The organism is Kitasatospora sp. NPDC048194 (assembly GCF_043202455.1).
Lineage (GTDB): Bacteria > Actinomycetota > Actinomycetes > Streptomycetales > Streptomycetaceae > Kitasatospora.
This window is the reverse complement of record NZ_JBIDAK010000002.1, coordinates 155124-168917: the sequence shown is the minus strand read 5'-3', so window position 1 is coordinate 168917 and position 13794 is coordinate 155124. Positions and strand designations below refer to the sequence as shown.

General features: G+C 73.4%; 10 protein-coding genes. 7 read left to right on the top strand and 3 right to left on the bottom strand.

The genetic code is table 11. The features are described from left to right. Nucleotides 1–20: 20 nt before the first annotated feature. Nucleotides 21–1658 carry an amidohydrolase gene (locus ACGF07_RS03255; protein ID WP_392894906.1) on the bottom strand — a complete coding sequence of 546 codons (1638 nt, stop codon included), beginning with the start codon at nucleotides 1656–1658 and terminating at the stop codon, nucleotides 21–23. Nucleotides 1659–1851: 193 nt separating this feature from the next. After that, nucleotides 1852–3330, bottom strand: a complete 1479-nt coding sequence (locus ACGF07_RS03250; protein WP_392894904.1) for an APC family permease — start codon at nucleotides 3328–3330, stop codon at nucleotides 1852–1854. A gap of 192 nt (nucleotides 3331–3522) precedes the next feature. On the opposite strand from ACGF07_RS03250, the gene ACGF07_RS03245 reads away from it, so the two are divergent. From ACGF07_RS03245 to ACGF07_RS03235, 3 genes are all read left to right on the top strand, one after another. Beyond that, nucleotides 3523–5523 carry a glycoside hydrolase family 5 protein gene (locus ACGF07_RS03245; protein ID WP_392894903.1) on the top strand — a complete coding sequence of 667 codons (2001 nt, stop codon included), beginning with the start codon at nucleotides 3523–3525 and terminating at the stop codon, nucleotides 5521–5523. A 191-nt stretch (nucleotides 5524–5714) separates the two neighbouring features. Further along, nucleotides 5715–6212: a signal peptide protein gene (locus ACGF07_RS03240; RefSeq protein ID WP_350744734.1), complete on the top strand. Its 498-nt coding sequence runs from the start codon at nucleotides 5715–5717 to the stop codon at nucleotides 6210–6212. Between the two features lie 366 nt (nucleotides 6213–6578). Beyond that, nucleotides 6579–8417, top strand: coding sequence for a phospholipase C (locus ACGF07_RS03235; protein WP_392894901.1), 1839 nt, complete (start codon nucleotides 6579–6581; stop codon nucleotides 8415–8417). A gap of 122 nt (nucleotides 8418–8539) precedes the next feature. On the opposite strand, the gene ACGF07_RS03230 is transcribed toward ACGF07_RS03235, so the two are convergent. Continuing rightward, on the bottom strand, nucleotides 8540–9442 hold the full coding sequence (locus ACGF07_RS03230; RefSeq protein WP_392894899.1) for an RNA polymerase sigma-70 factor: 903 nt from the start codon (nucleotides 9440–9442) through the stop codon (nucleotides 8540–8542). 260 nt (nucleotides 9443–9702) lie between these two features. Here ACGF07_RS03230 and ACGF07_RS03225 point away from each other — a divergent pair, with 260 nt between their 5' ends. The 4 genes from ACGF07_RS03225 to ACGF07_RS03210 all read left to right on the top strand — a co-directional run bounded on the left by ACGF07_RS03225 (nucleotide 9703) and on the right by ACGF07_RS03210 (nucleotide 13754). Beyond that, nucleotides 9703–10185, top strand: coding sequence for a carboxymuconolactone decarboxylase family protein (locus ACGF07_RS03225; protein ID WP_392894898.1), 483 nt, complete (start codon nucleotides 9703–9705; stop codon nucleotides 10183–10185). 210 nt (nucleotides 10186–10395) lie between these two features. Next, complete coding sequence (locus ACGF07_RS03220) at nucleotides 10396–11088, top strand: Tat pathway signal sequence domain protein (protein ID WP_350736034.1); 693 nt, start codon at nucleotides 10396–10398, stop codon at nucleotides 11086–11088. A gap of 279 nt (nucleotides 11089–11367) precedes the next feature. Further along, a complete protein-coding gene (locus tag ACGF07_RS03215) occupies nucleotides 11368–12270 on the top strand; it encodes an oxidoreductase (RefSeq protein WP_392894896.1) in 903 nt (300 codons plus the stop codon). Between the two features lie 230 nt (nucleotides 12271–12500). Further along, on the top strand, nucleotides 12501–13754 hold the full coding sequence (locus tag ACGF07_RS03210; RefSeq protein ID WP_350736042.1) for a threonine/serine exporter family protein: 1254 nt from the start codon (nucleotides 12501–12503) through the stop codon (nucleotides 13752–13754). Nucleotides 13755–13794: the final 40 nt, after the last annotated feature.

Below are 13794 nucleotides of genomic sequence, written 5' to 3'. Positions count from 1 at the left end.
AGGTGGGGCGGGCGCGCAGGTCAGTCCGCCGTGTGGACCAACTGGCCGCCCACGTACGTCCGCAGCACCCGGGCCGCCGCGATCTCCTCGGCCGGTCCGGTCAGGATGTCCCGGTCGAGCACGACCAGGTCGGCCAGCCGGCCGACCGTCAGCGTCCCCGCGTCGTCGTGGCCGTTCACATGGGCGGAGCCGGCCGTGTAGGCGGCGACGGCGGTGGCGAGGTCGAGGCGCTGCTCGGGCAGGAAGACCCGCCCGTCGACGGTCCCCGGTTCCATCCGGTTGACGGCGACGTGCAGGCCGGCCAGCGGGTCCGGGCTGCTGACCGGCCAGTCGCTGCCTGCCGCCAGGGTGGCCCCCGCGCGGTGGAGCGCGCCGAACGGGTACTGCCAGGCGGCGCGTTCGGGACCGAGGAACGGGATGGTCAGCTCGTCCATCTGCGGCTCGTGGGCGGCCCACAGCGGCTGGATGTTGGCGATCGCGCCGACTTCGGCGAAGCGCCGGATGTCGTCCGGGTGGACGACCTGGAGGTGGGCGAGGTGGTGCCGCGTGTCGCGGCGGCCGTTCGCGGCGCGGGCCGCCTCGACGGCGTCCAGCGCCTCGCGGACCGCGCGGTCCCCGAGGGCGTGGAAGTGCACCTGGAAGCCGAGCGCGTCCAGCTGGGTGACGTAGCCGCGCAGTTCGACCGGGTCGACGAAGCTGAGGCCCGAGTTGGCGGTGGCGCAGCCGCAGCCGTCCAGGTAGGGGCTCGTCATCGCAGCGGTGAAGTTCTCCGCGATGCCGTCCTGCATGATCTTCACCGAGCCGGCCCGGAACCGGCCGTGGCTCGACTCGGCCCGGCGCGCGACCAGTTCGGGGATCTGCTCGGCGCCCCGGTCGCGGTCCCACCAGAGCGCGCCGGTCACCCGGGCGGTGAGCGCGCCGGAGCGGGCGGCCGCGAGATAGGCGTCGGTCGGGTCCGGCTGGCCGTTGAACTCGCCGAGCAGCGCGTCCTGCCAGCCGGTGATGCCGAGCGAGTGCAGGAGGCGCTGCGCCCGCAGCAGGCCGTCCAGCCGGTCCGCGGCGGTGCCGGCCGGGACCAGCCGGGCGACCAGCGCGGTGGCGCCCTCCTGGAGCATGCCGGTGGGCGTGCCGTCGGCCTCCCGCTCGATCCGGCCGTCCGCCGGGTCGGGGGTGTGGCGGGTGAGGCCGGCCAGTTCGAGGGCGCGGGTGTTGGCCCAGGCGCCGTGGTGGTCGCGGTTGGTGAGGTAGACCGGGCGGTCGGCGACGGCGGAGTCGAGCAGGTGGCGAGTCGGCAGTCCGCCGTCGAAGGCCTCCAGCGACCAGCCGCTGCCGGTGATCCACGCCTGACCGGGATTGGCCTCGGCGTAGGCGCGGATCCGCTCCAGGCACTCGGCCGCGGAGACCGTGCCGGTGAGGTCGCAGGCGGCCGACTCCGTTCCGCCGAACACCGCGTGGATGTGGGCGTCCTGGAAGCCCGGCAGCAGCAGCTTGCCGGAGAGGTCCACCACCTCGGTGCGCGGCCCGATCAGCTCGCGGACCTCGTCGTGCCCGACGGCGGTGATCCGCTCGCCGGTCACGGCCAGGCTGCTCGCCCGGGTGCGGGCGGCGTCGCCGGTGTGCACGGGGCCGTGGGTGAAGACCAGGTCGGCCTGGGTCATGGGTGGTGCTCCGTTCTCGGGTCGTGCGTCAGCGGGGGCGACAGCGGTCGTCGTGCGTCAGCGGTTGTCGGACACCGGCGCCCCCGCGACAGCGGTCGTCGGATGCCGGCGCCCCCGCGACAGCGGTCGTCCGGCGTCGGCGGTCGTGCGTCGGCGGTCCCCTGTCGGCGGGGCGGGTGCGCCGGGGAGGGGATCAGTTCGTCGGGTCGAGGAAGTACGGGGAGCGCCGCCGCCAGCGCGCCCAGGCCGCCGAGGGGAGGCCGGTGACGACCATCAGCGTCACCACGGTCAGCTCGAACCAGCCGTTGTCCGCAGCGAGTTCGAAGTGGTCCGTCGAGTCGTAGAAGGTCCAGGCGAGGTAGCCGCCGACGGCGAGCAGCACGGCCGCGCCGAGCAGCGGCCCGACCACTGCGCGCAGCCCCTGCAGCGGGTCGTCGCGCAGCAGGTGGCGGAAGCGGACGGCGGCCGCGACGGCGGTGAGTGCGTAGTAGAGCGCGACGATGACGCCGATCGCGTTGACGGAGGCCGAGATGAGGTCGTTGACGGTGGGGATGACCAGCGAGGCGAGGGCGAGGAGCACGGCGACACCGGTGATCAGCAGGGTGCCGACGGCGGGGGTGGCGTGCTCGCGGTGCAGCCTGGTCCAGACCCGGCCGAGCACGCCGTCGCGGCCCATCGCGTACATCCCCCGCGCGGTGGGGATCACCGAGGACTGGAGCGAGGCCACCGCGGAGAACGTCAGCGCGACCAACGGGAGTGCGGCCAGCGGCTGGTGGGCGAGCCGGGTGCCGAAGTAGGTCAGCCCGTGCGCACCGTTGTCGGCCAACTCGTCGAGCGGCAGCACGCGTTGGAAGGCGGTGCCGGCGAGCAGGAAGAGCAGCAGCATCACCACCAGGGCGAGGAAGCCGCCCCGGGAGGCGTCGCGCGGTTCGCGCACCTCCTCGCCGACGCTGAACACCGACTCGAAGCCCCAGTAGCAGAACACTGCCAGCACCATGCCCTGCGCCACCGCGTCGAGGGAGGGCAGGTCGAAGGGGTTGTACCACTGGAGCGAGAACGGCTGGTCGCCGGCGAACAGGCCGTAGCCGCAGAAGCCGAGCAGCACCAGGTACTCGAAGACCAGCAGCGCCTTCTGCAGCCGGGCGGCGAGGTCGAGCCCGCGCACCGCGACGAGTGCGGCGCCGATCAGGACGGCGAGGCCGAGCACCGTGCACTGGACGGTGGAGTCGGCGTCCAGTCGCAGTCCGGCGACGCTGTGCAGGTGCGCCTCGTCGAGCAGTTGGATGACCGCCGAACCGGTGACGGTGGTGGTGTACGCCATGAAGACCACCGTGCCGACGGTGTTCACCCAGCCGGTGAGGAAGCCCAACCAGGGGTTGAGGATCCGGCCGACCCAGCGGTAGCTGCTGCCGGCGTCCGGTTCGACGGCGTTCAGCCGCCCGTAGCCGCCTGCGATGGCGAGCACGGGCAGGAAGGCCAGCAGCATGATCGCGGGGAGGTGCAGGCCGACGACTCCGGCCATCAGGCCCAGGCCGATGCCGATGCTGCTGGTGGCGGCCGTGCTGGAGGCGGCTATCACCGCGCCGTCCAGCAGGCCGATGGACTTGTGCAGGGCGCCGTGGCCCGCGTCCGCTCTCGGACCGCTGCCCGTGTCCTTCACCGTGGATGCCAACGGATCACCGCCTTGCTCGTGGGGGGGTGGGGGTGGGGCGGGGGAAGTGCGAGCCATGAAACCGGCGGCTCCGGTCACACGTCAATGATGTTGTCATAAGGATTTCCTCCACTCCACGGCCTCGTATCGGCGAGCTTTCTTGACGTACCGTCAACAAGCTCTTCCCCCGGCCGCCCTCGCCCTGGAGGATCCGTGAAACCCGTCCGCTCTGCCCGTACGGCCGCCCTCACGACTGCGGCCCTGCTGGCCGCCCTGGTGAGCGCCGCCCCACCGGCACCAGCCGCAGCAGCCCCGCCCTCACCGTCCACCCCGCCCGCGCGGACCGCGCCCTCCCCCTCACCCGTGCAGGCCGCACCGCCCGCCGGTTCCTCACCGGTGCTGACCGGTGCTCAGCTCGCGGCCTCCTGGGCCGGCCCGCTGAGCACCCGCGGGCGGTACGTCGTCGACGCCGACGGCAACCGGTTCAAACTGAAGGGCGGCAACTGGGACGGCGCCCAGGGCCACTACCTGGGCAGCGGCGACCCGGCCGACCCGGCGAACAACGAGCACGGCGAGGTCTCGTACAACACCCCGCTCGGGCTGGACCGCGCGCCGATCGGTGAGATCCTGGACGGCTTCCACCGACTGGGGATCAACAGCATCCGGCTGCCCTTCGCCGACGCGATGATCCACGACAGCACGCCCGTGCCGGACGCGGCGGTGGCGGCCAACCCCCGGCTCAGGGGCAGCACCCCGCTGGAGGTGTACGACGCGGTGGTGGCCGCGCTGACCGCCGACGGCTTCGCGGTGGTGCTCAACAACCACACCACCACCTACCGCTGGTGCTGCGGCCTGGACGGCAACGAGCGCTGGAACAGCGGCCAGAGCACCGCCCAGTGGGAGGACGACTGGCTGTTCATGGCCCGGCGCTACGCCGGCAACAAGCGGGTGGTCGGCGCCGACCTGCGCAACGAGGTCCGCCGGGACACCTGGGACGACCCCAACTGGGGCCTGGGGGACGCCCACGACGAGTACGCCGCCTTCGAGGAGGCCGGCAACCGGATCCTCCAGGCCGACCCGGACCTGCTGATCATCATGGAGGGCATCAACTGGCAGGGCATCCCCGCCGCGCTCTTCCCGCACGGCCGCCCGATGCTCACGCCGGTGGCGACGCTCTCCAACACCCTCGTCCGCTCCGGGAAGCTGGTCTACTCGGCCCACTTCTACGGGTTCACCGGCCCCGCCAACTCCGGCGCCGGCAGCGGCCCGGGCGCCACCGACGACCCCCGCTACCAGGACTTCAGCCCGGACCAGCTCGCCCAGGTGGTCGACCAGGAAGCCCTGTTCGTCACCCGGACCGGGCAGCACTTCACCGCGCCGGTGTGGATCAGCGAGTTCGGCGCGGCCGGCCGCGGCTCGACGGACGCCAAGGAGCAGGCCTGGTTCCACACCTTCACGGACATCCTGGCCAGGAACGACACCGACTTCGCCGTCTGGCCCCTCACCGGCTGGTTGGATGCGGGCGGTCGAACGATGGACAACTGGGCCCTGCTCCACTTCGACACAGCGGGCCGCCCGCTCGGCCTGGACGACCCCGGCGACTGGCGCGCGGCCGACTGGCACAAGCTGGTCGACGCCCCCTCGCTCACCGGCCCCGTCCCGGCCGTCCCGCACTGGAACCTGCTCGACCTCGACCACGCCGACCAGAACGTCTCCGCCGTCATGCTCGCCCAGCCCGACTGGTCCACCGGCAACCGCAAGGGCGACTGCCCCGACAGCCAGCGCCTGACCGGACTCGGCCGTGGCAGCAGCCGGGGCCTGTGCACCGACGCCGGCCAGCCGGCCCGCGCCGACGGCCCCTGGACCACCGTGACCGACGAACGGTACGTGACCGAGGGCGACTGGGCTCCGGGCTACAGCAAACTCCAGTGCCCCGACCGCACCTTCGCCGTCGGCTACAGCGTCCGCTCCAACGCCATGGCGGCCCTGCTCTGCGCCCCGGCCGCCGCCGCGCTCCCGCTCACCGGTCGCAACGTCTGGTTCGACCGCGGCGACAACCGCCCCGCCACCGGGGGCGCCACCCCGGGCGACTGGGCACCGGGCTCCTACAAGGGCCAGTGCGCCGACGGCGAGTACCTGGCCGGCGTCGCCTACACGTGGCGCTGGAACCACGGCGGCGTCCCGGACGCCCTGCTCTGCCGACCGCTGGCCTGATCCCCGGCGCACTCCGAGGAGCGCCCACGTGCCCGGCGGATGCGGCATCCGCCGGGCACGTGCAGGGTGGAGGGGTACGAACCGCCCGACCGGCGAGCGAACCGCCCGACCGGCGACCGTCCGTAGCGATACGGACACCGTCCGCCGGGCGAGCCGCCTCCGGCCGCCGCCCTCGACCGAAGGAGGGGCCCATGCGCACCCGGACGATCCCCCGCCGGGCACTGGCGCTGACCGCCGTCGCCCTCGCCGCCCTGCCGGCCGCCGCGCTCGCTTCCCCCGCCGAGGCCGCCGTCTCCGCGCCTCCGGCCGCCACCGCTGCCGCCGCCCCGGTCGACTTCGTCGACCTGCCGAGCAGCCCGCTGCCGCGCGACCACGCAGCACACCGGATCACCGTCACCTACCGCAACCCCTCGGCGACGGACCGGACGGTGGCCCCGCAGATCCTGATCGAGTCCCCCGACCGGGGCCCGGCCCTCAGCCCGGCGCAGATCAGGCTGGAACTGCTGGGGACGGACGGCCGCTGGCACGCCGTGCCGCTCGCCAGCCAGACCGGCACGCTGTTCAGCTCCCTCCTCCCGGCGAAGATCGTCCTGCACGGCCACCACACGCTCACCGAGCACTACCGGCTCACCGTCCTCGACGGCCCGGCCCGGGGCACGATCGCTCCCCGGATCGCCCTCTACGCCTGAGGCCGGTCCGCTCCGGCGCCCGAGGCCGGTCCCTTTCGGCGCCGGGTACGGCACCGCCCCCGTGTGCCGTACCCGGCGCCGATCCGTCGGCGTGCGGCCGTGGGCATCCGCACGCCCTGACGGGATGCCATGACCCCGGGGAGATGTCCCGTTCGCGGGACATTCGGCGGACATCAGCACTCTTGTCCCCCGAGCCCGAAGCCCTGACGACCCGTTCCGTACAGCCCTGGTCAACCCATGGTTAACATGGACCCGTCAACGCCGTTCATCTGGTACTTCTAGCTTCTAACCGCCGCGCCGCTGGAAGCTACGCGCGTCACGGCGCCCACTCCTGACCCAGATGACGATGACGTCGAGGTACCAACCATGCACGCAGTTCCCAGCCGCCGGCGGCTCCGCCACGGTGCCGGTCTGATCGGCGCGGCCTGCCTGACCGCCTTCGCCGGCGCGCCCGCCGCCCTCGCGGCCGACGGCCCGCAGACCGCCACGCCGATCAAGCACCTGGTGGTGATATTCCAGGAGAACGTCTCCTTCGACCACTACTTCGGCACCTACCCGAACGCGGCCAACACCCCCGACGACAAGGTCAGGTTCACCGCCAAGCCCGGCACCCCCAAGGTCGACGGCCTCACCGACGACCTGCTGCACAAGAACCCCAACCGGAACAACCCGCAGCGCCTCGGCCCAGCCCAGGCCGTCACCTGCGACCAGGACCACACCTACAAGGACGAGCAGCTCGCCGTCGACGGCGGCAAGATGGACAAGTTCGTCGAGCACACCGACATCGAGAACTGCAAGGCCCCGATGTACACCGCGCCCGGCCTGGTGATGGACTACTACGACGGCAACACCGTCACCGGCATGTGGAACTACGCCCAGCGCTTCGCGATGAGCGACAACTCCTTCGGCACCAACTACGGGCCCTCCACCCCGGGCGCGATCAACCTGATCTCCGGTCAGACCCACGGCGGCTACCCGGTGGACCCGAAGACCGGCCAGAAGACCACCGACGCCTACGTGGTCGCCTCCCCCGACGCCAACGGCGTGGGCACCGTCATCAACGACCCGGACCCGGGCTACGACGAGTGCTCCAACCCGCAGCACAACCAGCTGGTCATGACCGGCAGGAACATCGGCGACCTGCTCAACGAGAAGGGCGTCAGCTGGGGCTGGTTCCAGGGCGGCTTCAAGCCGACCGGCACCAAGGACGGCAAGGCCGTCTGCGGCGCCGCGCACGACAACATCGTCGGCGCCTCGCAGACCGACTACAACCCGCACCACGAGCCCTTCCAGTACTACAAGTCCACGGCGAACCCGAAGCACCTGGCGCCCAAGGACGTGAGCGAGATCGGCCACGACGGCCAGGCGAACCACCAGTACGACCTGACCGACTTCGACGCCGCCCTCCAGCACGGCGACCTGCCCGCCGTGAGTTACCTGAAGGCCGCCAACTACCAGGACGGCCACGCCGGTTACTCCGACCCGCTGGACGAGCAGCACTTCGTCGTCGACACCCTGAACAAGCTGCAGAAGTCCAAGGACTGGGCCTCCACCGCCGTCGTCATCGCCTACGACGACTCGGACGGCTGGTACGACCACAAGTTCGCCGAGCCCGTCAACGGCTCGCGCGACGGCGCCAACGACGGCCTGAGCGGCGCCGGCCAGTGCGGCAAGGACGCCGGCTGGGGCGGCTACGCCGACCGCTGCGGCTACGGCCCGCGCCTGCCGCTGCTGCTCGCCTCCCCGTACGCCAAGTCCAACTTCGTCGACCACACCCAGACCGACCAGACCTCGATCCTGCGCTTCATCGAGGACAACTGGAAGACCGGCCGGATCGGCGACCACTCCTTCGACGACCACGCCGGCTCCATCGAGGGCATGTTCGACTTCAAGAACGCCCAGCCGGCCACGCTGATCCTCGACCCGACCACCGGCCAGCCCGCCGGCGGCGACTCGACCCCGACCGACCGGCCCACCGGCGGCTCCTCGGCCACCACCCCGGCCGCCCCAGCGACCACCGGCGGCAACCCGGGCACCGGCACCGCCACCGTCGCGGGCGCCACCAGCAGCACCGGAGGCCCCGCGCTGGCCGCGACCGGCGCCGACTCCAGCACCGGCCCGGTCGCGGCCGCCGCCGTCGCCCTGCTCGCCCTCGGCGGCGGCGCGGTCTACCTCGCCCGCCGCAAGCGCGGCCGCCGCGCCTGAGTCCTGCGTGCTCGACCCGCGACACCGCCGGGCCCTCCCCCGAGGGGCCCGGCGGTGTCCGTCCTTCCGGCGGCACGCACCGGCGGCCCCGCCGACCGGCGCGGGTCACCGCCGGCGGCAGGTCAGCGGCCGAGCGCGGTCTCCCGGGTCATCCGGGACAGCTTCTCCGGGTTGCGCACCGCGTACAGACCGGTGATCAGGCCCTCGTCCAGGCGCAGCGCCAGCACGGTGTCCACCTCGCCGTCCACGCGGGACACCAGCGCCGGGCGGCCGTTGACCTGTTCGATCGTCAGCGAGACCGGCAGCCGGGAGATCCGGCACAGCAGCGCGGCCACCGACTCGGCGCCCACCACGGGGGCCGGCGCCGCCTGGACCACTCCCCCACCGTCGCCCAGCAGAACGGCGTCGGGTGCGAGGAGGCCGAGCAGAGCCCGCAGGTCGCCGGTCTCGACGGCGCGCCGGAAGGCCGTCACCGCCTGTCGGGCCTCGGCCGGCGAGACCGCCCCGCGCGGTCGGCGCGCGGCGACGTGGGCGCGGGCCCGGTGGGTGATCTGCCGGACGGCGACGGGGGACTTGTCGACGGCCTCCGCGATCTCGCCGTACTCCAGCCCGAACACCTCGCGCAGCACGAACACGGCGCGCTCGGTCGGCGTGAGGGTCTCCAGCACCAGCAGCATCGCCAGCGAGACGCTCTCCGCCAGTTCGACGTCCTCGGCGACGTCGGGTGCGGTCAGCAGCGGCTCCGGCAGCCACGGGCCGACGTACGACTCGCGGCGGCGGGCGAGCGTCCGCAGCCGGTTCAGCGCCTGGCGGGTGCAGATCCGCACGAGGTAGGCGCGGTGCTCTCGGACGGTGGACAGATCGACCCCCACCCAGCGCAGCCACGTCTCCTGCAGCACGTCCTCGGCGTCGGCCGCGGAGCCGAGCAACTCGTAGGCGACGGTGAACAGCAGGTTCCGGTGGGCGAGGAAGACGTCGGTCGCGGCCTCCACCGGGTGTTCGGCCGCCGTGGGGTCCTGGTTCATGTCCGGCTCCTGCCTCTCGCCATCGGGTTGTGCTGGTGCGCTGGGGTGCGCTGGGGTGCGCTGGGGTGCGCTCGGGTGCGCTCGGGTGTGCTGGAGTGTGCTGGAGTGTGCTGTTCAGTGGACACCGGTGGCCGTCGGCCCGTGACACCGCCCGGCGGTGGCGTCCGTCACAGCCGTCCGCCGTCACGGGCGCCGCGCCGTCCGTGTCCTGTGGTCGTCCGGCGCCGATGCGCACGACGACAACGAGTGAGGACGTCACCGTGGAAACCCGCTTCAACCTGTTCGACAGCCCGACCGCCGCCAAGGTCGCCAGGCGCTTCTCCAGCACCTCGCTGGCCCTCCAGGAGTCGACGCTCCCCAAGGGTTTGCAGGACCTGGTCATGCTGCGCGCCAGCCAGGTCAACGGCTGCGGCTTCTGCATCGACATCCACGCCAAGGAGGCTACGGCCCTCGGGGAGAGCGCGCTGCGGATCAACCTGGTCGCCGGTTGGCGGCACAGCACCGTGTTCACCGAGGCCGAGCGTGCCGCGCTGGCGCTCGCCGAGGAGGGCACCCGGATCGCCGACGGCGCCGGGGGCGTCTCCGACGCGACCTGGGCCGAGGTGCGCAAGCACTACGACGACGACCAGGTCGGCGCGCTGGTCTGCCTGGTCGCGCTGATCAACGCGGCCAACCGGATGGGCGTGATCGTCAACAGCCTCGGTGGTGCCTTCGAGCCGGGTGCCTCCGCCGCGCTCGGCTGACGCCGCCGCGCCCCGCCCGGGCCAACTCCGGCCCGGGCGGGGCGCTTTCCGCATCGCAGGCTCGCTGACGAAATGTCAGCAACTTCCGCGCACCGCCTTGACGGCACACCGACACGGCCCTAGAACGTAGTCAGCTCCCCCGCATCCCCCCACCAGCGGGAGCACTGGCAGTTCGCCTTCTCGCCCCCTCATCGAGGAAGAGGCCTTCCCATGCGCATTCGCCCCCACCTCACCGTGCCCGCCGCCGCTGCCGCCGCGCTCGCGCTGGCCGCGATCGTCCCCGCCGCCGTCCCCGCCTCCGCCGCCCCGTACGCGGCCGGGGCCGTACTGACCGCCGGCAGCGCGGGCGGCACCGCCGTCGCGGCGGGCGACGCGCTGGCGGCTCCGCTCGCCGCGCACACCTCCGCGACCTTCTACTCGACCGCGACCAGCACCACCGGCGTCACCTGTGCCACCTCCCGGCTCGCCGCCACCGTGCTGACCAACCCGGCCGCCCCCGGCACCGCCACCGAGTCCCTCACCGGGCTCACCTTCGGCTCGTGCACCAGCAACGTCACCGGTGTCACCTCGGTGCGGAGCCTGACCGTCGACACCCTCCCCTACGGCGTGACCGTCTCCGACGGCCCGGGGCTGCCCGTCACCCTCACCGGCGGCACGGCCGGCCCGATCCGGGCCACCGCCGTCCTCAACTCCTGGTTCGGCACCATCACCTGCACCTACCAGCTCAGCGGAGCCTTCACCGGCACCGCCGACAACACCGCCCACAGCCTGACCTTCACCAACGAGCACTTCGCCAAGAGCGGCGGCTCCGGCCTCTGCCCCGCCGACGGCTACTTCTCCGCGAGCTACGGCCCGGTCACCGACACCACCCAGTCCGGCTCCCCCGCGGTCTACGTCAACTGACCCGCTCCCGGTCGGCCCGGATCCGCAGGCCCCCCGCGCGGATCCGGGCATCCGCCCCTCAGTGCACCTGCGGGCGCGCCTGCCGCCGTCACGTGGAGGTGCCCCCGAACGACTCTCGCCAGCTCCAACGGCCGGGCGGGCGCGGTTCGTTCCCGATCCGGACGGGACGATCCGCGCATCCCGTACCCGTATCGGAACGCCCTGCGGCTGCCCCATACTCCACCTCCGGCCAGGACGGCCGGACGGCCGTCCGCCGGGACGAAGGGGAACGGGGACACGATGACAGCAGCAGCCGCGGGGACATGGGGACTGGGTGACCGGGAGGTCAGCCGCATCGGATACGGGGCGATGCGGCTGACCGGCAACGGCATGGCCGGGAACTCGGACGGGCCGCCGATCGACCGCGACCTCGCCGTCCGCCTGCTGCGCCGGGCGGTCGACCAGGGCGTCGACCACATCGACACGGCCTCCTTCTACTTCTCCCCGCTGCGCTCGGCGAACGAGCTGATCAACCGCGCGCTGTCGCCCTACCGGGACGACGTGGTCGTCGTCACCAAGGTCGGGCCGGGCCGCGACGCCTCCGGCGAGTGGCAGGGCATGGCCCGCCCCGACCAGCTGCGCGGTCAGGTGGAGGAGAACCTGCGGCAGCTGGGCCGGGACCACCTCGACGTGGTGAACCTGCGCCACGGCGGTGGCGACGGGCGTTCCGTCACGGAGCACTTCGGCGCGCTCGCGGACCTGCGCGAGGCGGGCCTGATCCGGCACCTGGGCCTCTCCAACGTCCGGCCCGAGCACGTCACCGAGGCCCGGGCGATCGCCCCGGTGGTCTGCGTGCAGAACCCCTACGGGCTCGACTGGCGCCAGGCCGACGAGAACGGCCTGGTCGACCTCTGCGGCGAACTCGGCATCGCCTTCGTCCCCTTCTTCGCGCTCTCCGGGCGGCGCCGCGAGGCGGCCGCCGGGCAGGAGCGGGACGACCGGGTTCGTGCGGTGGCCCGCGCCCACGCCGCCACGCCGGCCCAGATACGGCTCGCCTGGACGCTCCACCGCGGGCCGCACGTGCTGGCCATCCCCGGGACGGCCGACCCGGTCCACCTGGACGAGAACATCGCGGCGGCCGGCCTGCGGTTGACCCCGGAGGAGTGGGAGGCGCTCGGGGCGCCGGTCGCTGACGGGCGGTGACGGACGGGCCCGCCATGCTGGGCCGGTACGCCAGGGAGCCGGGCTCGGGGCTCGGGGGCGCTGGCCCTGGGACGCCGGGACTGCGGCGCCGGGACTGGGGCGCCGGAACAAGGGCTGCGGGGCCCTCCCTGCCCGAAGGCGTCCGGACGGGCCCGTCCGGAACCTGCCCTCGCCGCGAACAGACCGGGGCAGAGTCGGACCGATCCGGGCGGGATGGGACGATACCTGCCATGTCCAGCACGTCTCCGTCGGTCCGGGGCCCCGAGGCCCCGCCGGACCAGCTCCGCCGCCTGCTGCTCGAACTGGGCGAAGCCCTGCTGGGCGGCGGCCTCCCCGTCCATGACGTCGAGGAGGAGCTCCACGGTCTGGGGCGGTCGATGGGAGCGCCGGACGCCCGGGTCGCCGCCCTGGCGAACGGGCTGTTCGTGGCGCTGGACGCGGACGAGGCCACCCGGTTCCAGCCGGTCGGCGCCGCCCTCAGGTTCGAGCAGACCGCCGACGTCCTGCACCTGGTCCACCGACTGCGCGCGGGCGAGGTCGACGGCCCGCGGGCGCTGGCCGAGCTGGACCGGATACGCCGGGCCCCGGCCCGCTGGCCCGGCTGGGTGGCGGACCTCGGGGCCCTGCCGGTCGGCGTGGGCGTCTGCGTCTTCCTCCAGCCGGTGCCGGCGAACGTGCTGGCGGCCGGGGCGGGCTCCCTGATCGTGGTGGGTCTGACCATGCTGGCCCGCCGACTGCCGCGACTGCGTCCGCTGCTGCCCGTCACGGCCGGGTTCCTGGTCGCGCTGCTCGTCCTCGCGCTCGCCCGGGCCTCCCTGCTGGACGGCCCGCTGCGCACCATCGTGGCCACCCTGGCGATCCTGCTGCCGGGCGGGCTGCTGGTCACCGGGCTGTCGGAGATCGCGGCGGGCGCGGCCAGCGCCGGGTCGGCCCGACTGGTGTCCGGCGCGGTTCAGCTGGCCCTCTTCCTGGCCGGGGTGGCCGCCGCCGCGACCGCGATCGGCATGCCGGCCTCGGCCCTCGCCAACATCCAGGTGGCCAAGCCCAGCTGGTGGGTGATCGGGCTGGGGCTGGCGCTCGCGGTGGCCGGCGTCGTGATCAACGTCCACACCCCGCCGCCGGCCATTCCGTGGATCGTCGCGGTGATCGCGGTCAGTGTCACCGTGCAGGTCGTGGTGGGCTCCGCGCACGGCGCGGCGATCGGCGGCCTGGCCGGCGCGGTCAGCGCCGCGGTCGCGGCCACCGTGGTGCACTGGCTGCCCGGCGGCCCGCTCTGGCGGGTGCTGTACCTCCCGGCCTTCTGGATCGTGGTGCCGGGTTCGTTCGGTCTGCTCAACACCGCGCAGATCGAGGTCGGCAACGGGGCGCAGTCGGTGCTGGCCGCCGTGTCCGCGGTGTTCGGTGTCTCGATCGGCACCCTGATCGGCTCGGTGATCAGCCGGATCCCGCGCCCCTCCCTCGCGGTGGCCCAGCTGCGGGCCTGAGCCGGCGCGGCACCGACGGCCGCCCCGGAACCGCCGCAGC